Consider the following 26053-nt stretch of genomic DNA (forward strand, 5'->3'; position numbering starts at 1 on the left):
CCACGGTACAAAACGCGACCATGATCCCGCCACCGCATCCCGGAACAGTTCACCGACCGTTCAGCTCAGGCGCTCACGGCCTCCCACAGGCTCCACACGCCGAGGGCCAGCATCAGCATGGCCGCGATCTTGGTGATGAGCGCCAGCGGCACCCGCTTCATCAGGGCCTTTCCGCCGACGATGCCGAGCCCGGCCACCGCCCAGAGCGCGAGCACGGCGCCCAGTCCGACCGACAGCGGGTCGTCGTACCGGGCCGCGAGGTTCGCCGTCATGATCTGCGTCAGGTCACCGAACTCGGCGACCAGGATGAGCATGAACCCGGCCCCGGCGACCTTCCAGAAGGACTGGTTCTCGGGCCGCCGGATCTCCTCGTCGTCGTCCTCCTTGTTCCGCAGCAGCACGGCCGCGCCGCCGAGGAAGAGCACACCGGTGATCGCGTGCACGATCTGCTGCGGCAGCAGCGTCAGCACGCTGCCCGCCGCGACGGCGAGCGCGACATGGAGCGCGAAGGCGGCGGCGACACCGGCGAAGACGTAGGACGCGCGGTACCGGGTGCCGAGGACCAGCCCGGCGAGGGCGGTCTTGTCCGGGAGTTCGGCAAGGAAGACGACGCCGAAGACCACGGCCGTCACGGTGAAGCTGATCAAGGTTCCTCAATCGGTCGGGGCTGCCCACCGAGAGTGTTACCGCGAGAACGACACCTCGGCATGGCAGCACACGGTCAGTGCACTGCTGTGCCGAAGGTCTCGCTGGCGAGGTCCGCAAGGGACCCGCCTCCGGGCGCCGGCTCAGACGAGCTGAGCAGTATGTCGACGGTCCGGCGAAGAGCTACTCCCCTTCAACTCCGTCAATCATACGAGATCGTTTCGCCGTAAACCTTGTCGTGTCATGTACACGTCACTAACTTCTCACCCGACGCACATCTCCCCGCAACACGGCGCGGCGAGCATTCCTTCGCCCGCTCGCCCCAACACCCCCTCACCCCCAGGGAGTTCGCATGCCGAAGTTCTACGCGCGTCGACGACTGAGCATACTCGCGGCGTTCACCGGACTCATAGCCTCGGTCGGACTTTTCAACGGCCCGACCGCCTCCGCCGCCCTCCCCACGCCGGTCAGCGCCGCCACCGCCCGCACCTACCTCGCCTCGCTCACCGTGGCGACCGAGAACCGCACCGGCTACAACCGCGACCTGTTCCCGACGTGGATCACCATCAGCGGCACCTGCAACACGCGCGAGTACATCCTCAAGCGCGACGGCTCCAACGTCGTCACCGACTCCTCCTGCGCAGCCACCAGCGGCAGCTGGTACTCCCCCTACGACGGCGCCACCTGGACCGCCGCCTCCGACCTGGACATCGACCACCTGGTCCCGCTCGCCGAGGCCTGGGACTCCGGCGCCAGTGCCTGGACCACCGCGCAGCGCCAGGCCTTCGCCAACGACGTCACCCGCCCCCAGCTCCTCGCGGTCACCGACAACGTGAACCAGTCCAAGGGCGACCAGGACCCGGCCACCTGGATGCCGTCGGTCACCTCGTACCGCTGCACCTACGTCCGCGCCTGGGTCCAGGTGAAGTACTACTACGACCTGTCCGTGGACTCCGCCGAGAAGAGCGCGCTCACCAACTACCTGAGCGCCTGCTGATCCGGGACCTCCCCAACCTCCCCTGTCGTTCCGTACCGTACGGGGCGACGCCGGAAGTGAGCCGTAGGAGCGCGCCGGTGTCGAGAGGGCGAACACGCGGAGGCCCGAAGGGCTGAGCACGATCGTCCTCTCGACACCGGCTGAAAGCGCTCCGGAGGCGAACCGACCGCGAGAAGGGAGGAGAGTGATCGCGTGGCCGAACTGCGCCTGGGTCCCCTGCTGAGATACGCCGACGGCTCGTCCGCGACCGTGTGGGTCGAGGCGAGCCGTCCGTGCACCGCCGAGGTGCGCGGCGACCGGGGCGCGCACGGTGAGATCCGCACCTTCCAGATCGCCGGCCACCACTACGCCCTGATCCCGGTGACCGGCCTGACCCCGGGGACCTCACAGGCGTACGAGGTGTTCCTGGACGGCACCCGGGTGTGGCCGCTGCCCGACTCGCCCTTCCCGCCGTCCGCCCTCCACTCCCCGGCCGACGGCGACACCGTCCGCGTCACCTTCGGCTCCTGCCGCTGGGCCGCCCCGCCGGACGGCGGCAAGGACCCGGTCGGCCCCGACGCCCTGGACACCCTCGCCGCCCGGATCGCCGCCGACCCGGACGCCGAACGCCCGGACGTGCTCGTGCTGTTGGGCGACCAGGTGTACGCCGACGAGACCTCCCCGGCCACCCGCCGCTGGCTCGCCGCCCGCCGCGACCTGAGCGAGCCGCCGGGCAGCGAGGTCGCGGACTACGAGGAGTACACCCGCCTCTACTACGAGTCCTGGCTCGACCCCGAGGTGCGCTGGCTGTTGTCCACCGTGCCCACGTGCATGATCTTCGACGACCACGACATATCGGACGACTGGAACACCTCGGCGGCCTGGCTGGCGGACATGCGGGCCACCCCGTGGTGGCGGGAGCGGCTGCTGAGCGGCCTGATGTCGTACTGGGTGTACCAGCACCTCGGCAACCTCACCCCGGACGAGCTGGCCACCGACCCGCTCTACGCCGCCGTCCGCCACCACCCGGACGGCACCGACGAGTTGCGCGGCTTCGCGTGCCGGGCCGACGCCGATCCGGCCTCGGTGCGCTGGAGTTACCGGCGGGACTTCGGGCGGGTGCGGCTGCTGATGGTGGACACCCGGGCGGCCCGCGTCCTCGACGAGGAGCACCGGTCGATGCTCGACCCCGGGGAGGCCCGGTGGCTGCGCGAACAGGCCCTGGCCGACCGGGAGTCGTATGACCATCTCCTCGTCGGCACCTCCCTGCCCTGGCTGCTGCCCCACCTGGTGCACGACGCCGAGGCCTGGAACGCGGCCCTGTGCCGGGGTGACCGCGGGGCGCGCTGGGCGCGGTTCGGGGAGGATCTGCGGCGCCGGGCCGACCTGGAGCACTGGGCGGCGTTCCCGGCGTCCTTCGACGCGCTGGCGGCGCTGTTCGCGGAGGCGGGGTCCGGGCCCGAGGCGCCCGCGACGGTGCTGGTGCTCTCGGGGGACGTGCACCACGCGTACGTGGCCGAGCCCACGTGGCCCTCCGGCGGCGGCCCGCAGGCGCGGGTGCTCCAGCTGACCTGCTCGCCGGTCCACAACTCCGTCCCGCTGTCCATACGCCTCGGTTTCCGGTTCGGCTGGAGTGCGCCGGCCCGGCTGCTGGGCCGCCGGTTCGCGGCTCACGGCGGTTGTCCGCGCCCGCCGGTGGTCTGGCGGCGGACGGGCGGCCCCTGGTTCGGCAACCAGCTGATGACGCTGACGCTGCGGGGGCGCTCGGCCCGGCTGCGGCTGGAGCGGGCGCGGGGGAACGGCGTGCTGAAGACCGTGGAGGAGTCGGCGCTCACCGGTTCCTGAGGGACGCGCGGGGTGGCCGGGACCGGCGTTGGCTTCTGTGGGCCCCGACGGCATGATGAGGCGGAGCGTCCGCTTCCGGCGGGCGGCCCCTGCCCAGCGCCCCCCACGCCCGGGAGTCCCCCTTTTGTCCGCACCGACCGCGCCGCCGTCGTCCGTCTCCCTCGCCGTGGTCGGCGCCGGCCCGAGAGGCACCAGCGTCCTGGAGCGGCTGTGCGCGTCGGTGCCCGAACTCGTGCCGCCCGGCGTCGGGTTGACCGTGCACGTGGTGGATCCCGCGCCGCCCGGCGCGGGCAGCGTGTGGCGGGTGGCGCAGTCGCCCGAGCTGCTGATGAACACCGTGGCCTGCCAGGTCACCCTGTTCACCGACGACAGCGTGGACTGCTCGGGACCGATCCGGCCCGGCCCGAGCCTGTACGAGTGGGCGGCCGGCGAACTCGGCCCGGACGCGTACCCGACCCGCGCCCACTACGGGCGGTACCTGGAGTGGGTGTTCGCCCGTACGGTCCGCGAGGCCCCGCCCGCCGTCCGCGTCGAGACGCACGCGGCCCGCGCGACCCGCCTCGACGACACCCCCGACGGCCGCCAGCGCCTCACCCTCGACAACGGCCGCACCCTGACCGGCCTCACCGCCGTCGTCCTCACCCAGGGCCATCTGCCCACGCTCCCCACACCGGAGGAACGGCACAGCGCGGCGTACGCCGCCCGCCACGGCCTGCGCCACATCCCGCCCGCCAACCCCGCCGACGTCGACCTCGACGCCATCCGCCCCGGCGAACCGGTGCTGTTGCGCGGCCTGGGCCTCAACTTCTTCGACCACACAGCCCTGTTGACGACCGGTCGCGGCGGCCGCTTCCGCCCCGGCCCGGACGGCCTGCGCTATCTCCCCTCCGGCCGCGAACCCCGCCTGTACGCCGGCTCCCGGCGCGGCATCCCGTACCAGGCGCGCGGCGACAACGCCAAGGGCCCGTACGGCCGGCACACCCCGCTCGTGCTCACCCCGGAGGTCATAGCCGGCTTCCGCAAGCGCGCCGACTCGGGTGAGGCGCCCGACTTCCTCGCGGAGATATGGCCGTTGGCCGCGAAGGAGGTCGAGACCGTCTACTACACGGCTCTGACCCGGCGACCCGACTTCCCCGACCGCTTCCTCGCCGTCCCGCACGGCGACCCCCAAGAGGCGCTGGTCCTCGACGAGTTCGGCGTTCCGGACGCCGACCGCTGGAGCTGGGACCGGATCTCCCGGCCGTATACGGGCCGCGGCTTCACCGACCCCGGCCAGTGGCGTTCCTGGCTGCTGGCGCAGCTGCGCGAGGACGCCGCGCAGGCCGCCCTCGGCAATGTGGACGGCCCCCTCAAGGCGGCCCTCGACGTGCTGCGCGACCTGCGCAACGAACTCCGGCTGATCGTCGACCACGGCGGCCTCACCGGCGTCTCGCGCCGCGAGCACCTGGACCGCTGGTACACGCCGCTCAACGCGTTCCTCTCCATCGGCCCGCCCCGCCGCCGTATCGAGGAGCTGGTGGCGCTGATGGAGGCGGGCTCGGTGGAGGTGCTCGGCCCGCGGGTGGCGGTCGCCGAGAGGGACGGAGCCTGGGTGGCGCACTCGCCGGACGTCCCCGGGTCCGCCGTCCATGTGACCACGCTCATAGAGGCGCGGCTGCCGGAACCGGACGTGCGACGCACCGCCGACCCCCTGCTCGCCGGACTGCTGGCGGCCGGGGAGTGCCGCGCCCACACGGTCGACGGGTACGAGACGGGCGGACTGGACGTCACGGCCCGGCCCTACCGTCTGATTGACCGTCAAGGTGCGGTGCATACAAGGAGGTTGGCGTTCGGTGTGCCGACGGAGGGAGTGCACTGGGTGACCGCGGCGGGCGCCCGGCCAGGTGTGGATTCGGTCACGCTTTCGGATGCCGATGCGGTGGCCAGGGAGGCCATTCGCACCGCTCTACGTGCCGCTACAGGTGAAACGGAAGCGGAAGCAGAGGCAAATCCGTGGCCAAATGTTGAACTTGCAAGCATCGATTAGGCCCGCCTAGCGTGGAGTGCTCGCACGGATCTGTCCCCACACCGGTCCTCCCCACGGACCGGTCCGACCGTAGGAGTACTCCCCACATGACCGGACGCCTCAACAGCGCCCAGCCGTACGTCCTCGGCCTGTTCCGTATCGTCGTCGGACTGCTCTTCACCTGCCACGGCGCCGCCTCGCTCTTCGGCGTCCTCGGCATGAGCAGTGTCTCGGCCGGCACCTGGCCGGGCTGGTACGCGGCCGTGATCCAGCTCGTCGGCGGCTCGCTCGTCCTGCTCGGCCTGGGCACCCGGGCCGCCGCGTTCATCGCCTCGGGCTCCATGGCGTACGCGTACTTCAAGGTCCATCAGCCCGGCGCGCTGTGGCCGATGGAGAACGGCGGCGAGGCCTCGGCGATGTTCTGCTGGGCCTTCCTGCTGCTCGTGTTCACCGGCTCCGGCGCCTTCGGCCTCGACCGGCTGCTCGCGAAGCGCTCACCGGCCGCCGCCGGGCGACCGGCCACGGACAAGGCGCCCGTGGCCGCCTGACCCACCCGCTCCACGACGGCGCCCGTCCCCACCGGACGGGCGCCGTTCGCGACGGACGCCTCCCCTCTCGAAAGCACCCGGAACGTGTCAGCGGTGTGAACAACCCGGGCAGGACACACGCGCCCCCATGAGCCTCCTGTCACACCCCCCGCGTACGCTGTGTGGCTGTTACGGGGGGAAACGGGGAGTGACGGTGTTCGAGAATCTCGGGAGTGTGGGCGCGCTGATCGGCAGCCCATGGATCTACGCGCTGGTGGCCGCGTCGGTCCTGCTCGACGTGTTCCTGCCGGTCCTGCCCAGCGGCGTCCTCGTCATCACGGCCGCCACCGCCGCGGCCGCGGGCACCGCCGCCGGCAAGGTCCCGGCCGACGTCCCGGACATCCTGCTGCTCACCCTCTGCGCCGCCACCGCGTCCGTCCTCGGCGACCTGGTGGCGTACCGGCTGGCCTGGCGCGGCGGCGACCGCCTCGACCGCGCCATCGCCCGCTCCCGCCGGCTGACCACCGCGCAGGAACGTCTCGGCTCGGCCCTCGCCCGCGGCGGCGGCCCGCTGGTCGTCCTCGCCCGCTTCGCCCCGGCCGGCCGCTCGGTCGTCTCCTTCGTCGCGGGCGCCGCGCACCGCCGCATCCGCGAGTTCCTGCCCTGGTCCGCACTGGCGGGCCTGGCCTGGGCGGCGTACAGCGTCGCCCTCGGCTACTACGGCGGCCGGTGGCTGGGCACGACCTGGCTGGCGACCGGCGTGTCGGTGCTGGCCCTGTTCGGCGCGGGCGCCGGCGCGGCGTACGTGATGCGCCGCCAGCCCGCGTAACTACCCCGCCTTCCGCGCGGCCGCCCCGCGCACCTCCAGGCCGGCCAGCAGTTCGGCCGTGGCCTCGGCGATCGCGTCGACGGCCCGGTCGAACACCTCCTGGTTGTGCGCGGCGGGCGCCCGGAAGCCGGACACCTTCCGCACGTACTGGAGGGCGGCGGCCCGGATCTCGTCCTCGGTCGCCTCCTCGGGCAACACGGGCGGGCGAAGGGTCTTGATACTGCGGCACATGCCTCCAGTGTGGCCCGGCCGCAGGAATAGCGCGGGGCGTCGGCCGGATTGTGCAGTACATGACTTCCGTGGAGATCCTTTACGTCGGCGGCCCGACCTCTCTCATCACGCTCGGCGGGGTGCGCCTGCTGACCGACCCGACCTTCGACGCGCCCGGCGAGTACGACCTCGGCTCCCGCACGCTGGTGAAGAAGACCGGCCCGGCGGTGCGAGCGGCCGACCTCGCCCCGGTGGACGCCGTCCTGCTCTCCCACGACCAGCACCCGGACAACCTGGACACGACGGGCCGGACGTTCCTCGAGTCCGCGCCTCTGGTCCTGTCCACGGCCTCGGCGTACGACCGGATCGGCGCCCCCGTGCGCGCCCTGCCCGCCTGGGAGCACACGGAGGTCGGCGGCGTCCGCGTCACCGCCGTCCCCGCCCTGCACGGCCCCAAGGGTTCCGAACCCCTCGTCGGCGAGGTCACCGGCTTCGTCCTGTCCGGGGCGGGGCTGCCGAAGGTCTACGTCAGCGGCGACAACGCCGACCTGGACCTGGTCCGCGAGATCGCCGACCGCGAGGGCCCCGTCGACGTGGCCGTGCTGTTCGCGGGAGCGGCCCGCACCCCCGTCGTGCCGGACGCCCCGCTCACCCTGACCAGCGAGCGGGCGGCGGAGGCGGCCGTGATCCTGGGCGCCCGTCATGTCGTACCGCTGCACTTCGAGCACTGGGGCCACTTCACGCAGGACGGCCCGACGCTGACGAAGGCGTTCGCGGAGGCGGGCCTGACCGAGCGGCTGCACCTGCCCGAGCCCGGGGAGACCGTACGGCTGTGACGTCTGCGATGATCCGTCGCGAGGCGGCCACCACTCAAGGGGTCGACCGACGAAGGGAGTTCGTGTGACGACGCACGACCAGAAACTGACCGTGGCCGTCCTGGGCCCGGGGGGCATCGGCGGCCTGCTCGCCGGACTGCTGGCCCGGGACGGGCACCGGGTGCTCTGCCTGGCCGGGGACGAGACGGCCGCCGCGCTGCGGACGACCGGCATCCATGTCCGCAGCGGCCCGTACGGTGACTTCACGGCCGCGGTGGAGGCGGACACCGAGCTGCGCACACCCGTCGACGCCTGTCTGGTGGCGGTCAAGCACACCGCGCTCGCCGCGGCGCTGGACCGCGTCCCGCCCGCGGCGCTGGGCGACGCGCTCCTCGTACCGTTCCTGAACGGCGTGGAGCACCCGGCGGCGCTGCGGGCCCGCTACGGCGACGAGGCGGTGGCCCCGGCGGTGATCCGGACGGAGTCGACACGCATGGCGCCGGGGGAGATCGTCCACGGCAGCCCCCTCGCGGAGATCGACCTGAGCGGCGACAAGGTGGCGAAGGACCGCCTGGAGACGCTGGCGGCGGCGCTGGACGCGGCCGGGCCGACCACCCGGGTCCTGCCGGACGAGGCCTCGGCGCTGTGGGCCAAGATGGCGTTCCTCGCCCCACTCGCCCTGCTCACCACGCGGTACGCGCTCCCGCTGGGCGACATCCGCACGCGGCATCGCGAGGAGTTGACCGCCCTGGTCGAGGAGACCGCCGCGGTCAGCCGCGCGTCGGGCGCCGCGGTGGACCCGGCGCAGGCCCTCGCCCGCTACGACGCGTTCCCGCCGCAGACCAAGTCGTCCATGCAGCGCGACGCCGAGGCGGGCCACCCCCTCGAACTCGACGCGATCGGCGGGGCGTTGCTGCGCGCGGCGGAGCGCTCCGGGGTGCCGGTCCCGGTGGCGACCCGCCTGGTGACGGAGCTGCGGGCGGCCGGTCACTGAGACGCGGCGAGTCAGTCGTCGGCCGCGACCACGAGCGACAGGACGCCGAGGGCGCGGTCGACGAGGACGAGTTCGTGGAACTCGATGTGGACCTGTGCGTAGTCGTGCCGGGCGTCCTCGGGAAGCTCCCCGAGGACGTACCGGCCGCTCGCCCGCCGGGCGGGCCCGTAGACCGTCTCCTCCAGCCGCTCGTCCAGCGCGGCGGGCACCGGGCCGAGCCCGTCGGCCCAGCTCCGGACGACACCGTGCGCGCCCTCCGCGTCGACCGGCAGATATGCCTCCGGGCCGATCCGGTCCACCCACCACCGCCCGTGCCGTAGGTCCTGCCAGATCCCCGAGCCGTCGTAGAGGTCCCGGAACTCGGGCCGCGCGATCAGCGCGGCGAGCAGGTCACGGTCGGCCGGGGGCTCGACCGCCAGCCGGAACCGCTTGATGTCCACCCAGCGGAATCCGTGCCCCGATCCCTCGGGGAACGTGAAGTGCCGGAAGTTGACGAAGAGGGTGTCCTGGTAGGTGAGAGGACTTTTCATACGCCCGATCCTGGCAGCGGCGCCCGCCCCCGCCACCGGGCCCGCCGCGGCTGCCACACCCGTTCGCATGAACCCACTGAAGAAACTCGCACCCCTAAATCGAACAGGCGTAGCATTGCGCCGTGGCTACGACCTATGACTTTCCGAGTGACCTCCTCGCCGGTCAGGAGGAGCTGCATCAGGTCAGGGCCGAGCTGTCGGCCCTGCTCAAAAGGCTGCCCTGGTCGGTCGAGCCCCTGGACGGATTCAGCGACACCGCCGGCTGGCGCAAGGTGGAACGTCCCGCCTCACCCGGCTGGACGGCCGACGAACAGGCGGAGGTGGAGAAGCTCCGCCAACGCGAACACGAACTCGCCGTCTTCGTCAGCGGCCACCGCTTCTGGGCGGAGGTCGCGGCGGGGGAACGCGTGGACGCGCGGATGAACCTGAAGCACGCACGGGACGAAACGCAGTGACGAAACGCAGGGGACCCCGGCCGCTGTCGGCCGGGGTCCCCTGCACGCTGGTGGGCGCGGACGGTTTCGAACCGCCGACATCCTGCTTGTAAGGCAGGCGCTCTACCCCTGAGCTACGCACCCGCACCCCGAGCCGCGCTCAGGACGAGTCGACAGCCTACATTGCCCGGGGCACTGTCCTGCAAACCGGATGCGGTCAGGGTTCTTCCGGGGGTTTTCCCCACCCTGTATCCGGGAGCGTCCCGGATCCCCCGGCCGCCCCGCGGTCCGTACGGTCGAAGAGGCTTGTCAGTGCCTTCAGGGGCCTTCAGGGGGAGACTCTCATGACCCGTCGTTCCGTCACCGCCCGCGCCGTCCTCGCCGCAGGGGCCGTCGCTCTCATCGGGGCCGTCAGCGCGTGCGGGGCCTCCGCGGGGGACGACAAACATCCCGACCAGCGGGCCTTCACCCTGCACGGCGACACCCTCACCATCGACTCGGACGACTCCGCGCTGGAGATCGTCGCCGTCGACGCCGCCAAGGCGAGGACGGTCGAGGTCACGCGCTGGTTCCAGGGGTCCGTCGCGCTCGGCAAGGACCCCGAGGTCACCTGGTCCATGAAGGACGACCGGCTCAAACTGCGGATGCACTGCACCGGCGTCGTCGCCGACTGCGCGGCCAAGCACCGCATCGAGGTGCCGCGCGGGATCGCCGTGCAGGTCGAGGACGGGGACGGCAGCGTGCGGGCGCGGGGCTTCGAGGCCCCGCTGACCATCAGCACCGGCGACGGGTCCGTCCATGTCACCGACTCCAGCGGCCCGCTCGACCTGAAGACCGGCGACGGCTCCGTGCGCGCGGAGGTCACCTCCCACAAGGTGCGCACCCGCACCGGTGACGGCTCCGTCCACCTCGAACTGGGCGCCGTACCGGACCTGGTGGAGTCCCGCAGCGGGGACGGCTCCGTCACCGTCGAACTGCCCAAGGCCACCTACCGCGTCTCGACCGAGACCGGCGACGGCGGGGTGGACGTCTCCGTCCCACGCGACGAGTCCAGCTCGCACGTCGTCTCCGCACACACCGGCGACGGCAAAGTCACCGTCAGGACCGCGAACTAACGGGCCCGTGTGTTCGTCCTTAACCGGTGGGAGAATGGCAACCGGGCCAGGACGGACACAGCACGGGAGAGGGATGTGACGGCGACACCAGCACAGCCGTACTCGCCGGCACAACCGCACTCGTCGTCGGCGCCGCGCACCCACTCCGCGCTGCGCGACACCCTCACCCTTCTCGCCCTGCCCCTGGCCGCCGCCCTCGCGCTGCCCGCGGCGTTCGCCGGCGGCGGCACCCGCCGCTGGTTCGGCGGCCGGGCCGAGAACCAGCGGGCCGAGGCGCAGGCCGCGAAGGACGCCGCCGCGGCCGCGTTCTACGAGCTGGACACCGCCCAGCGCGACCTGCGGATCTCGATAGAGACCATCACGGCCGTCGACGACTCCCCCGCCGCCCGCCGGGCCGTCTCCGACTTCGAGGCGCTGGGCCGCCGCATCGACGAGGCCAGCCATCAGTACATCAACGCCGTCGACGCCCATGACCTCGACCGCGACGACCTGGAGGCGTCGGTCGCGGCCCGCGCCCGCACCGAGCTGACCGCCGCCAAGGACGAGCTCGGACGGGTCAAGCAGGATCTCGACCGGTTCGCGGACGGCCTCGGGCCGCTGCTCGGCAAGGCCGAGACCCAACTGGCCCGGCTCGCCCCGGCGGTGGAGCGGGCCCGGCAGGGACTGCTGGCGGCGTCCAACGCCCTCGACGCGGTACGGCAGTCGGGCCTGAAGGCCGACGACCTCGCCGCCCGGCTCGCCTCCCTCGGCCCCGAGCTGACCAAGCTCAACCAGGGCGCCGGGGCGCATGGCGTCCCGCAGACCCTGGAGCGTGCCGAGCGCGTCGCCCGGGAGGCCGAGGCGGTCCGCGTGGAGGCCGAGCGGCTGCCGGAGAAGGCCGCCGAGATCGACCACCGGCTCGTCTCGCTCCGCACCCGCGCGCAAGCACTCACCACCCGTGCCGGTCAGGTCGAGCCGGTCCTCAGCGAGCTGCGGCGACGCTTCTCCGCGGCCTGCTGGCAGGACCTCCAGCAGGTTCCCGACCAGGCCGTGGAGAACGTACGGCAGGCCGAACTGAAGCTCACCGAGGCGCGGGCCGCGCGGGACGCCCAGCGGTGGCCGGACGCGACGGCCCTGCTGTCCACGGTGCGGGCGCTGCTGAACTCGACGGACGAGTCCGTGTCGGCGGCCGGTGACCGGCTGCGCCGGCTCAACGCCGTGCAGAAGGACCCCCAGCAGGAGATCGACCGGACGCGGTTCGCCATCCGGGACGCGCAGCGGCTGGCGATGACCGGACGCAACACGCCCGACCCCCGGCACGCCCGCCCGCTGGACGAGTCGGTGGCCCGCCTTGACCGGGCGATCGGCACGCTGGAGGGGCGGCACCCCGACTACTGGCACTTCCTCACCGAGACGGAGGCGGTGCGGCAGGCGGTGGCTCGGGTGGTCGCGCAGATCCGGGACGAGCGGGGGGCCGGGCACTGAGGCGCGGTTAACCTGTGCGCATGCCTCGTTATGAGTACCGCTGCCGGAGTTGCGGCGACACGTTTGAGTTGAGCCGGCCGATGGCTGAGTCCTCGGCGCCGGCCACGTGCCCTGCGGGGCATGAGGACACGGTGAAGTTGTTGTCGACGGTGGCGGTGGGGGGTACGGCGAGTGCGGCGCCGGCGCCCAAGGCCGGCGGCGGTTGTTGCGGTGGAGGGTGTTGCGGCTAGGCAGCCGGGTGCGTTGTCGGGCGCGGGTGAGTGGGGGTTGGTCGCGCCCGCCCGGCGGTAGCCGCAAATTCAGTGCAGCCCCGCGCCCCTGAAGACAGGGCGTTTACAGCCGCGTTGCTTTCAGGAACTCCCGCAGAATGCGCTCCCCGGCCAATACGCCCCTCTCAGGCAGAGCGCTGATCGTCGGCGCTGCCCACTCCGCCTCCGCCAGCTCCCCGTGTCCCGGCCGCCAGCCCCTGTCCGCGGCCAGCAGCAGATCCGCGTCCAGCAAGGAGTCACCGGCCGCCAGCGTCAGCTCCGCCCCCGTCCTGCGCGCCACCTCCCGCATCGCCGCGCTCTTCGTCAGCGGCTTCGGGACGGCGTAGATCTTGCGGCCCTGGAGGGAGACCGTCCAGCCGCGGTTCTCCGCCCACACCGCGAGCTCCTTCACCCAGTCCTCGGGCAGCAGCTCGCGCTCGACGACGAGGTAAGCGAAGAGGTCCTCGGCGACCCGGTGCTTGCGCACCCACACCGGGTCGGCGGTGCGCAGCAGATGCTCGCGCACCTCGTCCAGCGGCGCGCACTCGTCGGCCAGCCGGGCCTGGACGCGGGCGTGCCAGTCGGCGTCCGTGACGCCGTCCACCAGCAGATGGCCGCCGTTGGCGCAGATGGCGTACGTGGGCGCCGGGCCGGGCAGGTTGATGCGCTGGTACTGCTTGCGGGTCCGGGTCGTCGTCGGTACGAACACCGCCGCGTCACCGAGGTCGCCCAGCAGTCCGGCCGCCGTCTCCGTCATGTACGACAGCGGCTTGCTCTCGTGCACCTCGACGCAGAGCAGCCGCGGCGCCCGCGCGTCCGGCATGGTCAGCGCGAGGGCCGCCGAGGAGTAGATGAGCGTACGGTCGAGGTCGCTCGCCACCAGCACCGGCATCAGACCGCCACCGCCTTGCCGTCGGCGCCGGTCGCGCCCCGCGTGTACTTGGGGTGGATCAACCCCACGCAGGTGTACGGCAGTTCGGCCACCTCTTCCACCGGTACGCCTCTCTGCTCGGCCAACAGCCGTACGTGGTCGAGGTCGGTGCCCGCACCGGCCTTCGCGAGGATCTTCCAGGGCACGCGGCGCAGCAGCACCCGGGTGGTCTCGCCGACGCCGGGCTTGACGAGGTTCACGTCGTGGATGCCGTACTCCTCACTGATGCGTTCGACGGCCGCCCAGCCCTCCCAAGTGGGCTCGCGGTCACCGGACATCAGCTCCTTGACCTGCTGCTCCACCGAGTCCACGACCTCCGGGAAGGTGGCGGAGACCGCGTCCAGGAAGTCCACGGAGACGTCGGCTCCGGCGAGTTCGCGGTAGAACTTCGCGCCGTGGAAGTCGTCCGGACCGACCAGGTCCGCACGCAGGACGGTGCGGGAGATCAGGCCGGAGACAGTGGAGTTGAGGCAGGCGGAGGGGATGAGGAAGTCCTCGCGGGTGCCGTACGTCTTCACGCACGAGCCCGGGTCGGCGAGGACCGCGATCTCCGGGTCGAAGCCGGTGGCGCCGCCCGCCGCCTCGAACTCCTTGACGGCGTCCGCGAGTTCACGGGTGATGGCGCCCTTGCCGGTCCAGCCGTCGACGAAGACGACGTCGGCCGGGTCGTGGTGGGCGGCGAGCCAGCGCAGCGCGTTGGCGTCGATGCCGCGGCCGCGGACGATCGAGACGGCGTAGTGGGGCAGGTCGAGGCCGTGCCGGAACTGGGCCCAGCGGCGCATCAGGACGCCGACGGGGGTTCCGGCGCGGGCGAGCGAGACGAGGACGGGCCGGGGCGAGCGCTCTTCGAGCACGATCTCCGTCACGGCACCCACGGCCTGCGCGAGCCGCGCCGCGGACGCGTCCAGGGCGGTGTGGAAGAGCTGCTGGTACTGCTCGCTGGGCTGGTACTCCACCGGCAGCGACTCCGCGTAGTGCGCGCCGCCGCTCTGGATGGCTTCCTCGCGCTCCTCGGTCGGCGCCTCCAGCGTCACGTCCGACAGGTCCTGGAGCAGCCAGCCGACCTCGTCGGGGGCGTACGAGGAGAAGGCGGGGCCGCGGAGGGGCTCGGGGAGCATGGAGGGCCTTTCGGGAACGTACGAGGGGACGTACGAGGGGACGACCGCGAGCAGTATGTGCGGGGCGGTTTCGGCCAGCTGCGCCAACAGGCCGTCGGGGGCGTGCAGTTCGGGGGTGTCGGCGGTGGAGTCGACCACGGCGACCACGACGTCGAATCCGGCGCCGGCGATGTTGTACGCGTAGCGGTCGCCGGGACCGTCGGCGGGGGTGTCGTGGGCCGGGAAGGCGATACGGCTGCGTATCGCGTAGCCGGGGTCGTCGACGGCCAGGACGGGTGAGCGGGTGGTGGTGGAGTAGGTGACCTCGGCGCCTCCCGCGACCTGCTCCAGCTCGCGGGCGAGCCTCAAGGGCGCGTACATCAGCTCTTCGAAGCCGAGTATGTGGATGCGGTGGGCGTCCGCCGGGATGGCCTCGGCGAGGCGGGCGGTCATCTCGGGCAGGGCGGCTTCGAGACGGGCCCGGTGGGCCGGGGTGAAGCCGTGGCGTCCGCCGTCGGGGAGCCCGTGGGGCCAGTGGAGGTCGACGCGGTTGAAGGTCGGCTGCGGGCCGGTGGGGGTTGATGGCGCCCGCGCGGCGGTAGCCGCACATTCAGTACTACCCCGCGCCCCTGGGTGGGCGGTCTCGAACTCCGCTACAAGGGCTTGGCCCTTCTCCAGTACTCCCTCCGGCAGCCGTACGTTCCCCGAGGCCGCCGCCACCAAGTCCACTCTGGCGTCTATCTCCCGCGCGAACTCCTCCAGCCGTCCCGCGTCCGCCTCCGAGCGCATGTCCACCAGCGCCACCACCACATACCGTCGGCGCGGATAGCGCTCGTGCAGGTCCCTGATGGTGTTCAGGACCGTGTTGCCCGTGGAGAACTCGTCGTCGACCAGCACCAGGGGACCGTCACCGGCCAGCAGCCCCGCGTCCTCCGGCAGCAGCAGGTGGGACGTCGCGTGCGAGTGGGATTCCTCGAAGCCGCCCGCCGGGGCGACGCCGGCGACCGGGCGGCGCGTGGAGTGCAGATAGGGGGCGAGGCCCAGGCCGTCGGCGACGGAGTGACCGAGACCCGTCGCCGTCTCCGCGTAGCCCAGGACGACCGCGGTGGCCGCTTCCTCCGCGAGCAGCTCCCGCACCCTGCGGCCGAGGGTGAAGCCATGGCTGTACACCACCGTCGGCGACTGCGGTACGTGCTTGCCGAGCACGTGGGAGACGAGGAGGTGGGCCCGCTTGGGGTTGCGGCGCAGGGCCAGGCCGAGCAGGTCGGTCAGGCCCTCGTCGCCGACGAGTTCGACCCCGAGGCGCTCGGCGACCCAGGTGCCGGACCAGATGGTGTCCGGCACCCTGCTGTTCACTGCGTTGTTCATGCGTCCCTTGAATCGGAGCTTCAGCCGGGTATACCGGCGGCGAGCAGGTCGACGAAGCTGACGTCCTCGTTGGCGACGCCGAAGACCTCCGCGCGCAGCATGGTCCGCTCGGCCCAGGCGCGGTGCGGCTTCACCTCGTTCATCTTGTTCGTGTACTGCGAGCGCAGGACGCCTCCGCCGCCCCGCTCGGGCCGCAGGATGTCGGCCGCGTCGCTGTACTCCTCGTGACTGACGACGGACAGCGCGTGCACCGCCGGCACGTGGGAGGGGTGGATGCAGGTCTTGCCCAGCAGGCCGTTGGCATGGTCGAGGGAGATCTCCCGCAGCAGCCCGTCCATGGCGTGCTCTATCAGTTTCTCGCGCAGTTCCACCGCCTGCCCCTCCAGGAAGGGGCTGGTCCGCAGCAGCGGCTTGAACATGCGCTCGGGAACGCGGAAGTACTCCCAGACGGGGCCGGTCACGGTGAACCCGGTGCCGTCGGCGCGGCCCAGCATGTTGACCACGTCGGCGATCACGGAGGCGACGATCTGGACGTCGTAGGCCGTCATGTCGGGGGCTCTGCGCAGGCCGTACGAGGAGCAGAAGTCGGTGACGCCGAGGCGCAGGGCGAGGACGCGGTCGCGGTACTTGTCGACGGCACGGGCGATGCCCTCCAGGGCGTCGACGCGCGACTCGCGGTACATCAGCTCGGGCGTCTCCAGGACGGGCATGCCGAAGAGCCGGCGGCCGCTCGCCTGCTCGGCGCCGGCGAGGGCCTCCAGGAAGGGGATGCCGCGCTCCTCGGTGAACTTGGGGAAGACGAACCCGGACAGCAGCCGGACCGTCCTGCCGAGGCGCTGGACGAGGTCGGGGATCTGCTCGGGCGTGCGCACGCGGATGAAGAGCAGGGGCGGCTCGACGTCCTCGCGGGCGGCGAGGTCGGCGAACTGCCGGACCAGGTTCTCCTCACCCGCGGCGACGTCCTCGTCACCGATGGAGTCCTCCAGGCACAGCACCATCGAGACCACGCCGCGACTGGTCTGCTTGACGATGTCGTCGGCCAGCCGGGGCCGGGTGGCCGGGCTGTACAGCGTGGCGCCCAGGGCCGCGGAGAGCAGCCGGGCCGGCGATTCCGCGTCGAACGCGCAGGGCTCGCGATGGAAGAGGTGTTGCCGCACCTCAGGGGCGATGTGCCCGAAATGACGCATAAAACTCCCCCGTGGCGCAAGGTAAGCCTGTGGATTTTGAGAACAGGTGGCCGGTAATAGTACGTACCGAGCCATGTCAGAGGTTCCCGCCGGGCATGAATTTCAGGTAACGCCCGCGGGGACAACCGTGTGGACACCATTGTCGAGCACTGCCGGGTACCCCTGTCGGGTGCCCGTACCCCCGCGTTGTCGTGAGCAGGACCGAGAAGGCAGGATGACCGCATGACGCACGCCATGCTGAAGGGGTCGAACGTCCCGCTGGATGTCACCACGGTGCGCGCCGTGGTGCGCTGGACGCCCGGGCAGGGGGTCCCGGATGTCGACGCCTCGGCGCTGCTCCTCGGCCCCGACGGCCGCGTACGTTCCGACGAGGACTTCGTCTTCTACAACCAGCCCCGGCACCCCTCCGGGAAGGTGTGGCGGCTCGGCAAGAAGCGGGTCGCCGAGGGCCTCACCGACACGATCCAGACAGATCTCTCCGGTGTCGAGCCCGGCGTCGGTCAGATTCTGCTGGTCGCATCGGCGGACGGCGTCACGTTCGACACCGTACGCGCGCTGCGCATCCTGCTGTACGACGCCTCGGTCGCCGACGGTGAGCCGCTGGCCTACTTCGACATCAAGCCGGAGACCGGCCGCGAGACGGCCCTGATCTGCGGGGAGCTGTACCGCCGCGGGGAGGGCTGGAAGTTCCGCGCCCTGGGCGAGGGCTACTCGGACGGGCTGAAGGGCCTGGCCAGCGATTTCGGCATCTCGGTGGACGACTCGGAGGTCACGGAGGAGCCGGCTCCGACCCCGGAGGCCTCCCAGCCCCTCCCCCCGGAACAGCCGACCGCGGTCCCGCAGCAGCCGGCCTACGGCTACCCGCAGACCCCTCCGGCGACCCAGCCCGCGTACGGCTACCCCCAGCCGACCAGCCAGCCGGCGTACGGCTACCCGCAGCCTCCGGTACCGGTGCCTGCGGCAGCAGCGCTGGACCCGGACTTCCGGCTCCCTCCCCAGGGACCTCAGTTCATCCGGCCTTGAGGGGCGCGGGGAACGGCGCGACCAGCCACAACCGGCCCGCACCCGCCACACCACCCGGACCCCCGAGTTCCCAGGCGAACCTCACCGCTCCGCCTTGGTCTTGTAACCCCGCCCCCATTGCAGCCCCCACCCGTACAACCGATCCAGCTCCGCCTGGAACCCGTACACGAACTTCACCTCACGCCGCACGATGATCTCCCCCTTCACGTTCTCGATCATCACCACCGCACATGACCGTGCCTGGGGATGCCGCTCGTCGAGGCCTATCTCGATCCGCGGCCCGTTGCTCGGGTACAGCGTCACGCTCGCGTGGGTCCGGTCGAACGCCGGCGTCTGGTCGTAGATGTAGACGAACACCAGGATCCGCTTGATGGAGTCCCGGTGGTCGAGGTTGACGTAGACGGTCTCGCCGGACGCCGACCCGAACCGGTCGTCGCCGCTGAGCTTGACGTACGGCGGTGAGTTGACGTCCCCGAAGAGTCCGCCGAGGGGTTGTACGACGCCCTTGGAGCCGTCCGTCAGCTCGTACAGGCACCCCAGGTCGAGGTCGACGTTGACCATGCTCTGGCTGTGGCCCATGACCTCCGGCGGCTTGAGCGCCCGGAAGGGGTGCCGCAGCAGCGACTCGCGCTGGTTGCCGCCGATGTCGGACGTCCGCATCCGCCAGGCGAGGTTGATGCGCAGATGCCCGGTCTCCGCGCCCTGCTTGGTCAGGGACACCCGGTCGTGCCGTTTGGTCAGCTCGATCGCGTTGCTCGCCGCGCTGCCCGAGTCGAACTCGACCGCGCGTCCGGGCCAGAGTCCGTCCAAGAAGCCCATTACCGCCCCCACCTCACTGGCCGCTTCACTGCCGGCACCACTGTGTCAAAGACCGACGGGGCGGCGTCGAGGAGTCGCCTCGATGCCGCCCCGCTCAGAGCGTTCCCTCAGAGCCTGTGTCATATCCCCGGCCAGGCGTCGCGCGCTGATCCGACCGGGAATAAGACACAGGCTCTCAGCCCGAGGGGTGTCACACCCCGGACGAGACCTCAGTCTTCTCGTCCGAGCCCGCGTTTCCCTCGGCCGCCGCGAGGGCCTTGTTGCGGCGTACGGAGGACCAGAAGGACCAGGCGATGAGGATGACGCCGACGAGGCCGGTGATGACCTCGTTGATCTCGTACTGGATGGTGACCATGAGGATCACGGCCAGCGCGCCGATCGCGTAGTGCGCGCCGTGCTCCAGGTAGACGTAGTCGTCGAGGGTGCCCTGGCGGACCAGGTAGACCGTCAGCGACCGGACGTACATGGCGCCGATGCCGAGGCCGAGCGCCATCAGGACGATGTCGTTGGTGATGGCGAAGGCGCCGATGACACCGTCGAAGGAGAAGGACGCGTCGAGGACTTCCAGGTAGAGGAACATGAAGAACGCGGCCTGGCCGGCGAGGACGACGGCGGGCTTCTTCTTGCCCGTGCGCGCGGCCTCTTCCTCTTCCTCGTGCTCCCGCTCCTCCTCTTCCTCGAGCTTGTCCTCGAAGTAGCCGGAGAGTCCGCCGACGACCATGTACGTGATCAGACCGGCGATGCCGGAGATCAGTACGGTCTGTGCCTTGTCGACATGGGCGCCGCCGTGCTGGTGGGCGTGGGTGGCGAAGGTGAAGGCGGTGATGAGCAGGACGATCAGCGCGATGCAGACCGACAGCATGTCGACCTTGCCGAGCTTGGCGAGCGGACGCTCGATCCAGCGCAGCCACTGGATGTCCCGGTCCTCGAAGATGAAGTCGAGGAAGATCATCAGCAGGAACATGCCACCGAACGCGGCGATCGCCGGGTGGGCGTCGGTGACGAGTTCCTGGTAGTGGTCCTTGTTGTTGAGAGCGAGGTCAACGGCCTCGATGGGCCCCATCTTGGCGCTGATCGCGACGATGACGACCGGGAACACCAGCCGCATGCCGAAGACCGCGATGAGCACACCGACGGTGAGGAAGATCTTCTGCCAGAAGGCACTCATCTTCTTCAGGATCCCGGCGTTGACCACCGCGTTGTCGAAGGACAGCGAGATCTCCAGGATCGAGAGGATCGCGACGATGCCGAAGGCCTCCCACCCCCCGTAGAAGACCGCTGCGACGAGGCCGAGCGCGGTGATCGCGAACGACCAGCCGAAGGTTTTCAGAACCACTGGCTACCCAATCCTTGTGTACGGGTCTCCCCCGCGCCGTACTCGGCTTTACGAAGACTTTGAAGCCGAAGTCTAGTCCCGAGCCCTTCGCCGCCCACCGGGGACCGGCTTTTGCTCATAACGCGTTATGAGACGTTGACCCCGAAGTCCAGTGCGATGCCCCGCAGGCCGGACGCGTACCCCTGTCCGACGGCCCGGAACTTCCACTCGCCGCCGTAGCGGTAGACCTCGCCGAAGATCATCGCGGTCTCGGTGGAGGCGTCCTCGGAGAGGTCGTAGCGGGCGAGCTCCTGGCCGTCGGCCTGGTTCACCACACGGATGAAGGCGTTGCTGACCTGGCCGAAGGTCTGGCCGCGCTCGTCGGCCATGTGGATCGAGACCGGAAAGACGATCTTGTCGCACTGGGCCGGCACCTTGGAGAGGTCGATCAGGATCGACTCGTCGTCGCCGTCGCCCTCACCGGTGAGGTTGTCGCCGGTGTGCTCCACCGAGCCGTCCGGGCTCTTGAGCTGGTTGTAGAAGATGAACCACTCGTCACCCATGACCCGTCCCCCGGCGCACATGAGCGCGCTGGCGTCGAGGTCGAAGTCGGCTCCGGTGGTGGAGCGTGCGTCCCAGCCGAGACCGACCATCACCTGGGTGAGGTTGGGTGCGGCCTTGGACAGGGAGACGTTGCCCCCCTTGGCGAGCGTGACGCCCATGATGCTGGTCCTCCCCGTGTGCCTTTTTTGTTGTGGTGCGCGTCCGGCGCCGCACGCAAACCGTACGGCGCCGGATCCGGCAATGTCGTGTCCCGGAAGGTCACGACTCAGCCGTGGAACATTGCCGACGTCAGACGTTGACGCCGAAGTCCTGCGCGATGCCGCGCAGGCCCGAGGCGTAGCCCTGGCCGATGGCGCGGAACTTCCACTCCGCGCCGTGCCGGTACAGCTCACCGAAGACCATGGCGGTCTCGGTGGAGGCGTCCTCGGAGAGGTCGTAGCGGGCGATCTCCGCCTCGCCCGCCTGGTTCACGACGCGGATGAACGCGTTGCGGACCTGGCCGAAGGACTGCTGGCGGTTCTCGGCGTCGTAGATCGAGACCGGGAACACGATCTTCTCGATGTCGGCCGGGACGGCCGCGAGGTTGACCTTGATCTGCTCGTCGTCGCCCTCGCCCTCACCGGTGATGTTGTCGCCGGTGTGCTCGACGGAGCCGTCGGGGCTCTTGAGGTTGTTGAAGAAGACGAAGTTGGCGTCGCTGCTGACCTTGCCGGAGCTGTTCAGCAGCAGCGCGCTGGCGTCGAGGTCGAAGTCCGTGCCGGTCGTGGTGCGGACGTCCCACCCCAGACCGACGATGACCGCGGTCAGGCCGGGGGCCTCCTTGGTCAGCGATACGTTGCCGCCCTTGCTGAGGCTGACTCCCACGAGTCCTCCATTGGTGTCCAGGGGCGGGGAGCCCCGCCATGCGTTTGGTACCGGATCAACGACTCGATCCTAGTGACGGGTTCCCGTGGCCCGCAGGCCTTGGAACCGAAGAATCACAGGGTGTCGAGCGCCTTGACGTACTCGTTCAGGTCACGGGCGTCGGGCAGCGCGTTGACGACGGTCCAGCGGACCACGCCCTCCTTGTCGATGACGAAGGTGCCGCGCACCGCGCAGCCCTTGTCCTCGGCGAAGACGCCGTAGGCGCGGGAGACCTCGCCGTGCGGCCAGAAGTCGCTCAGCAGCGGGTACTCCAGGCCCTCCTGCTCGGCGAAGACGCGCAGGGTGTGGATGGAGTCGTTGGAGACGGCGAGGAGCTGGGTGTCGCGGTCGGAGAACTGCGGCAGGTTGTCGCGCAGCTCGCAGAGCTCGCCGGTGCACACCCCGGTGAAGGCGAAGGGGTAGAAGAGCAGGACGACGTTCTTGCTGCCGCGGAAGTCGGACAGCTTCACGGTCGCACCGTGGTTGTCCTTGAGCTCGAAGTCGGGGGCCTTTTCGCCGACCTGGATCGCCATCGTCGTGAATCCCTTTCGGTGGGACTGTTCGGGTGAGACCCACCCTACGCAGCGATCACGACAGGCCGACGGACGGGCCGAGCACACTGCGTGGCTCAGCCCGTCCGGTTACTACCGGGCGGAGGTCACCGCTTCGACTTGGCGCCCTTCGGGGTCACCAGACGGCTGCCGCTCCAGTCCTTGCCGACGCTGACGCTCTTGGAGGCGGAGAGCCCCGCCGTCGTCGCGGCTTCGGAGATGTCGCTGGGCTCGACGTAGCCGTCGCGGCCGGTCTTCGGCGTCAGCAGCAGGATCGAGCCACCCTCCTCGATGTACGTGGTGGCATCCACCAGTACGTCGGTGAGGTCTCCGTCCTCGTCGCGGAACCACAGCACCACGGCGTCGGCGACGTCGTCGTACTCCTCGTCCATCAGCTCGCCGCCGATGACTTCTTCAATGGCCTCGCGGAGCTCCTGGTCGACGTCGTCGTCGTAGCCGATCTCCTGGACCACCTGCTCGGGCTGGAACCCCAGCCTTGCGGCAGGGTTCGTCCGCTCCTCCGCGTGGTCCGCGGTCGCGCTCACGGGTTGCCTCCTGATCATGTCTTAGGGAATGACTCAGCCACGCGCGTGCGCGAAGCATTGGCCGTAGTCCACACGGGCGGGGCGGATCGCGCAAGTACCCGGCCGTTCAGACCGCCGAAACGGTGACGTTCCGGAACGTGTCACCGCAACTTCAGGCACATCATCATGGCTCCACGGTGACGCATGCCACACGTTTCTGCCCCCTATGTGCGTTTGGGAACCATACCTGGCCGCGCGCCTCTGGTTACCCCACAGTAGAGATGACGTTTGGCGCCCCGAGGTACACGATGGGGAGCGGTGCAGACATACAGGAATACGGCCCTCTGACAGGTAAGGAACAGCGTGGCTTCCGGATCCGATCGCAACCCGATCATCATTGGCGGCCTTCCGAGTCAGGTTCCTGACTTCGACCCCGAGGAAACCCAGGAGTGGCTCGACTCCCTCGACGCCGCCGTCGACGAGCGCGGCCGGGAGCGGGCCCGCTATCTGATGCTGCGGCTGATCGAGCGGGCCCGCGAGAAGCGCGTGGCCGTGCCCGAGATGCGCAGCACGGACTACGTCAACACGATCGCCACCAAGGACGAGCCGTTCTTCCCGGGCAACGAGGAGATCGAGCGGAAGATCCTCAACGCGACCCGCTGGAACGCCGCGGTGATGGTGTCCAGGGCGCAGCGGCCCGGCATCGGCGTCGGCGGCCACATCGCCACGTTCGCCTCCTCGGCCTCGCTGTACGACGTGGGCTTCAACCACTTCTTCCGCGGCAAGGACGAGGGCGACGGCGGCGACCAGGTCTTCTTCCAGGGCCACGCCTCCCCGGGCATCTACGCGCGCGCGTACCTGCTGGACCGCCTCAGCGAGGAGAACCTCGACGCGTTCCGCCAGGAGAAGTCCAAGGCGCCGTACGGCCTGTCCTCGTACCCGCACCCGCGGCTCATGCCGGACTTCTGGGAGTTCCCGACCGTGTCGATGGGGCTCGGCCCGATCGGCGCGATCTACCAGGCGCGGATGAACCGGTACATGCACGCGCGCGGGATCGCCGACACGTCGAAGTCGCATGTGTGGGCGTTCCTCGGCGACGGCGAGATGGACGAGCCGGAGTCGCTCGGCCAGCTGACCATCGCCGCCCGCGAGGGCCTGGACAACCTGACGTTCGTCGTCAACTGCAACCTCCAGCGCCTCGACGGGCCGGTGCGCGGCAACGGCAAGGTCATCCAGGAGCTGGAGTCCGTCTTCCGCGGCGCCGGCTGGAACGTCATCAAGCTGGTCTGGGACCGCTCCTGGGACCCGCTGCTGGCCCGGGACCGCGACGGGGTGCTGGTCAACCGGATGAACACCACGCCGGACGGCCAGTACCAGACGTACGCCACCGAGTCCGGCGCGTACATCCGCGAGCACTTCTTCGGTGACGACCACCGGCTGCGCGCGATGGTCGAGAACATGACCGACGACCAGATCCTGCACCTGGGCCGTGGCGGTCACGACCACAAGAAGATCTTCGCGGCGTTCTCGGCGGCCAAGGCGCACAAGGGCCAGCCGACGGTGATCCTCGCCAAGACGGTCAAGGGCTGGACGCTGGGCCCGAACTTCGAGGGCCGCAACGCCACCCACCAGATGAAGAAGCTGACGGTCGACGACCTCAAGGGCTTCCGCGACCGGCTGCACCTGCCGATCTCCGACAAGGAGCTGGAGTCCGGCGCGCCGCCGTACTTCCACCCGGGCCGGGACTCGGAGGAGATCCAGTACATGCACGACCGCCGCAAGTCGCTGGGCGGTTACGTCCCCACGCGCGTGGTGCGCGCCAAGCCGCTCGCGCTGCCGGACGACAAGACGTACGCGACCGTGAAGAAGGGGTCGGGTCATCAGTCCATCGCGACGACGATGGCCTTTGTCCGGCTCCTCAAGGACCTCATGCGGGACAAGGAGCTCGGCAAGCGGTTCGTGCTGATCGCGCCGGACGAGTACCGCACGTTCGGCATGGACTCGTTCTTCCCGAGCGCGAAGATCTACAACCCCCTTGGCCAGCAGTACGAGTCGGTGGACCGCGATCTGCTGCTCGCCTACAAGGAGTCGCCGACCGGCCAGATGCTGCACGACGGCATCTCGGAGGCCGGCTGCACGGCGTCGCTGATCGCGGCGGGCTCGGCGTACGCGACGCACGGCGAGCCGCTGATCCCGGTCTACGTCTTCTACTCGATGTTCGGTTTCCAGCGCACCGGCGACCAGTTCTGGCAGATGTCCGACCAGTTGGCGCGCGGTTTCGTACTGGGTGCGACCGCGGGGCGTACGACGCTGACCGGTGAGGGTCTTCAGCACGCGGACGGTCACTCGCAGCTGCTGGCTTCCACCAACCCCGGCTGTGTGGCGTACGACCCGGCGTACGGGTTCGAGATCGCGCACATCGTGCAGGACGGTCTGCGCCGGATGTACGGCCCCGAGGCCGAGGACGTCTTCTACTACCTCACCGTCTACAACGAGCCGATCCAGCACCCGGCCGAGCCCGAGAACGTGGACGTCGAGGGCATCCTCAAGGGCATCCACCGCTACAGCGAGGGCACTTCGGGCTCCGTCCCGGCGCAGATCCTCGCGTCCGGCGTCGCGGTGCCGTGGGCGCTCGAGGCGCAGAAGATCCTCGCCGAGGAGTGGAACGTCAGGGCGGACGTCTGGTCGGCGACCTCCTGGAACGAGCTGCGGCGCGAGGCGGTCGACGTCGAGCGGCACAACCTGCTGCACCCCGAGGAGGAGCAGCGGGTGCCGTACGTGACGCGGAAGCTGTCGGGTGCGCAGGGGCCGTTCGTGGCCGTGTCCGACTGGATGCGGGCGGTGCCGGACCAGATCGCGCGGTGGGTGCCGGGCACGTACCAGTCGCTGGGCGCGGACGGGTTCGGCTTCGCGGACACCCGGGGCGCGGCCCGGCGCTTCTTCCACATCGACGCGCAGTCGATCGTGGTGGGCGTGCTGACCGAGCTCGCGAAGGAGGGCAAGGTCGACCGCTCGGCCCTGAAGCAGGCGATCGACCGCTACCAGCTCCTGGACGTGGCGGCGGCCGACCCGGGCGCGGCGGGCGGCGACGCGTAGCACGCACGGTGGTGCACTGAAGGGCGGTGGGGCCAAGC

Annotated in this window: 25 protein-coding genes and 1 tRNA gene; 13 read left to right on the plus strand and 13 right to left on the minus strand. The window is 70.6% G+C overall.

Annotated features, from left to right (window positions below; translation table 11 throughout):
* Nucleotides 1–65: 65 nt before the first annotated feature.
* Complete coding sequence (locus EJC51_RS15615; protein WP_126271647.1) at nt 66–647, minus strand: TMEM165/GDT1 family protein; 582 nt, start codon at nt 645–647, stop codon at nt 66–68.
* 350 nt (nt 648–997) lie between these two features.
* Between EJC51_RS15615 and EJC51_RS15620 the strand changes: the two genes are divergently transcribed.
* The 5 genes from EJC51_RS15620 to EJC51_RS15640 all read left to right on the plus strand — a co-directional run bounded on the left by EJC51_RS15620 (nt 998) and on the right by EJC51_RS15640 (nt 6827).
* Nucleotides 998–1642: an HNH endonuclease family protein gene (locus tag EJC51_RS15620; protein WP_126271648.1), complete on the plus strand. Its 645-nt coding sequence runs from the start codon at nt 998–1000 to the stop codon at nt 1640–1642.
* A gap of 192 nt (nt 1643–1834) precedes the next feature.
* Nucleotides 1835–3466 carry an alkaline phosphatase D family protein gene (locus EJC51_RS15625; RefSeq protein WP_126271649.1) on the plus strand — a complete coding sequence of 544 codons (1632 nt, stop codon included), beginning with the start codon at nt 1835–1837 and terminating at the stop codon, nt 3464–3466.
* 55 nt (nt 3467–3521) lie between these two features.
* On the plus strand, nt 3522–5492 hold the full coding sequence (locus EJC51_RS15630; protein WP_126276966.1) for an FAD/NAD(P)-binding protein: 1971 nt from the start codon (nt 3522–3524) through the stop codon (nt 5490–5492).
* A gap of 86 nt (nt 5493–5578) precedes the next feature.
* On the plus strand, nt 5579–6019 hold the full coding sequence (locus tag EJC51_RS15635) for a DoxX family protein (RefSeq protein ID WP_126271650.1): 441 nt from the start codon (nt 5579–5581) through the stop codon (nt 6017–6019).
* A 193-nt stretch (nt 6020–6212) separates the two neighbouring features.
* The gene (locus EJC51_RS15640) at nt 6213–6827 is read left to right on the plus strand and encodes a DedA family protein (protein ID WP_126271651.1); all 615 of its coding nucleotides are present in this window, start codon (nt 6213–6215) and stop codon (nt 6825–6827) included.
* Here the strand turns inward: EJC51_RS15640 and EJC51_RS15645 are convergent, their stop codons facing one another.
* Nucleotides 6828–7058, minus strand: coding sequence for a DUF2277 domain-containing protein (locus tag EJC51_RS15645; protein ID WP_126271652.1), 231 nt, complete (start codon nt 7056–7058; stop codon nt 6828–6830).
* Between the two features lie 59 nt (nt 7059–7117).
* Between EJC51_RS15645 and EJC51_RS15650 the strand changes: the two genes are divergently transcribed.
* Complete coding sequence (locus EJC51_RS15650; protein WP_126271653.1) at nt 7118–7873, plus strand: MBL fold metallo-hydrolase; 756 nt, start codon at nt 7118–7120, stop codon at nt 7871–7873.
* Between the two features lie 64 nt (nt 7874–7937).
* Complete coding sequence (locus EJC51_RS15655) at nt 7938–8846, plus strand: ketopantoate reductase family protein (RefSeq protein ID WP_126271654.1); 909 nt, start codon at nt 7938–7940, stop codon at nt 8844–8846.
* An 11-nt stretch (nt 8847–8857) separates the two neighbouring features.
* Here EJC51_RS15655 and EJC51_RS15660 read toward each other — a convergent pair whose 3' ends face one another.
* Nucleotides 8858–9376, minus strand: coding sequence for a hypothetical protein (locus tag EJC51_RS15660; protein WP_126271655.1), 519 nt, complete (start codon nt 9374–9376; stop codon nt 8858–8860).
* A 122-nt stretch (nt 9377–9498) separates the two neighbouring features.
* Here EJC51_RS15660 and EJC51_RS15665 point away from each other — a divergent pair, with 122 nt between their 5' ends.
* Nucleotides 9499–9831 (plus strand): hypothetical protein, encoded by a 333-nt coding sequence (locus EJC51_RS15665; RefSeq protein ID WP_126271656.1) that lies wholly within the window; start codon nt 9499–9501, stop codon nt 9829–9831.
* 48 nt (nt 9832–9879) lie between these two features.
* Here EJC51_RS15665 and EJC51_RS15670 read toward each other — a convergent pair.
* Nucleotides 9880–9954: transfer RNA gene (locus EJC51_RS15670), tRNA-Val, on the minus strand.
* A gap of 200 nt (nt 9955–10154) precedes the next feature.
* On the opposite strand from EJC51_RS15670, the gene EJC51_RS15675 reads away from it, so the two are divergent.
* From EJC51_RS15675 to EJC51_RS15685, 3 genes are all read left to right on the plus strand, one after another.
* Nucleotides 10155–10925, plus strand: coding sequence for a DUF4097 family beta strand repeat-containing protein (locus EJC51_RS15675; RefSeq protein WP_126271657.1), 771 nt, complete (start codon nt 10155–10157; stop codon nt 10923–10925).
* A 75-nt stretch (nt 10926–11000) separates the two neighbouring features.
* The gene (locus tag EJC51_RS15680) at nt 11001–12389 is read left to right on the plus strand and encodes a hypothetical protein (RefSeq protein ID WP_126271658.1); all 1389 of its coding nucleotides are present in this window, start codon (nt 11001–11003) and stop codon (nt 12387–12389) included.
* A 20-nt stretch (nt 12390–12409) separates the two neighbouring features.
* Nucleotides 12410–12619: an FmdB family zinc ribbon protein gene (locus tag EJC51_RS15685; RefSeq protein WP_097273997.1), complete on the plus strand. Its 210-nt coding sequence runs from the start codon at nt 12410–12412 to the stop codon at nt 12617–12619.
* 103 nt (nt 12620–12722) lie between these two features.
* Here the strand turns inward: EJC51_RS15685 and EJC51_RS15690 are convergent, their stop codons facing one another.
* From EJC51_RS15690 to EJC51_RS15700, 3 genes are read right to left on the minus strand one after another with little or no spacing between them, the layout of a single operon-like run.
* On the minus strand, nt 12723–13529 hold the full coding sequence (locus EJC51_RS15690) for an HAD family hydrolase (protein ID WP_126271659.1): 807 nt from the start codon (nt 13527–13529) through the stop codon (nt 12723–12725).
* Nucleotides 13529–16033 carry a phosphoribosyltransferase gene (locus EJC51_RS15695; protein ID WP_126271660.1) on the minus strand — a complete coding sequence of 835 codons (2505 nt, stop codon included), beginning with the start codon at nt 16031–16033 and terminating at the stop codon, nt 13529–13531. Before EJC51_RS15695 ends, EJC51_RS15690 begins: the two co-directional genes overlap by 1 nt.
* Nucleotides 16034–16053: 20 nt before the next feature.
* A complete protein-coding gene (locus EJC51_RS15700; protein WP_126271661.1) occupies nt 16054–17220 on the minus strand; it encodes an HpcH/HpaI aldolase/citrate lyase family protein in 1167 nt (388 codons plus the stop codon).
* Nucleotides 17221–17442: 222 nt separating this feature from the next.
* On the opposite strand from EJC51_RS15700, the gene EJC51_RS15705 reads away from it, so the two are divergent.
* Entirely contained in the window at nt 17443–18243 is an 801-nt protein-coding gene (locus tag EJC51_RS15705) for a TerD family protein (protein WP_126271662.1), read from the plus strand.
* 81 nt (nt 18244–18324) lie between these two features.
* On the opposite strand, the gene EJC51_RS15710 is transcribed toward EJC51_RS15705, so the two are convergent.
* From EJC51_RS15710 to EJC51_RS15735, 6 genes are all read right to left on the minus strand, one after another.
* On the minus strand, nt 18325–19062 hold the full coding sequence (locus EJC51_RS15710) for a TerD family protein (protein WP_059191510.1): 738 nt from the start codon (nt 19060–19062) through the stop codon (nt 18325–18327).
* A 190-nt stretch (nt 19063–19252) separates the two neighbouring features.
* A complete protein-coding gene (locus EJC51_RS15715) occupies nt 19253–20398 on the minus strand; it encodes a DUF475 domain-containing protein (protein ID WP_126271663.1) in 1146 nt (381 codons plus the stop codon).
* A 125-nt stretch (nt 20399–20523) separates the two neighbouring features.
* The gene (locus EJC51_RS15720) at nt 20524–21099 is read right to left on the minus strand and encodes a TerD family protein (RefSeq protein WP_126271664.1); all 576 of its coding nucleotides are present in this window, start codon (nt 21097–21099) and stop codon (nt 20524–20526) included.
* Nucleotides 21100–21229: 130 nt separating this feature from the next.
* Complete coding sequence (locus EJC51_RS15725; RefSeq protein ID WP_059191513.1) at nt 21230–21805, minus strand: calcium homeostasis/redox stress adaptation protein; 576 nt, start codon at nt 21803–21805, stop codon at nt 21230–21232.
* 113 nt (nt 21806–21918) lie between these two features.
* On the minus strand, nt 21919–22377 hold the full coding sequence (locus EJC51_RS15730; protein WP_079309780.1) for a peroxiredoxin: 459 nt from the start codon (nt 22375–22377) through the stop codon (nt 21919–21921).
* Nucleotides 22378–22502: 125 nt separating this feature from the next.
* Nucleotides 22503–22940, minus strand: a complete 438-nt coding sequence (locus EJC51_RS15735; RefSeq protein ID WP_059191515.1) for a DUF3052 domain-containing protein — start codon at nt 22938–22940, stop codon at nt 22503–22505.
* 342 nt (nt 22941–23282) lie between these two features.
* On the opposite strand from EJC51_RS15735, the gene aceE reads away from it, so the two are divergent.
* Nucleotides 23283–26015 carry a pyruvate dehydrogenase (acetyl-transferring), homodimeric type gene (aceE, locus tag EJC51_RS15740; protein WP_126271665.1) on the plus strand — a complete coding sequence of 911 codons (2733 nt, stop codon included), beginning with the start codon at nt 23283–23285 and terminating at the stop codon, nt 26013–26015.
* Nucleotides 26016–26053: the final 38 nt, after the last annotated feature.

The organism is Streptomyces aquilus (genome assembly GCF_003955715.1).
Taxonomy (GTDB): Bacteria; Actinomycetota; Actinomycetes; order Streptomycetales; family Streptomycetaceae; genus Streptomyces; species Streptomyces aquilus.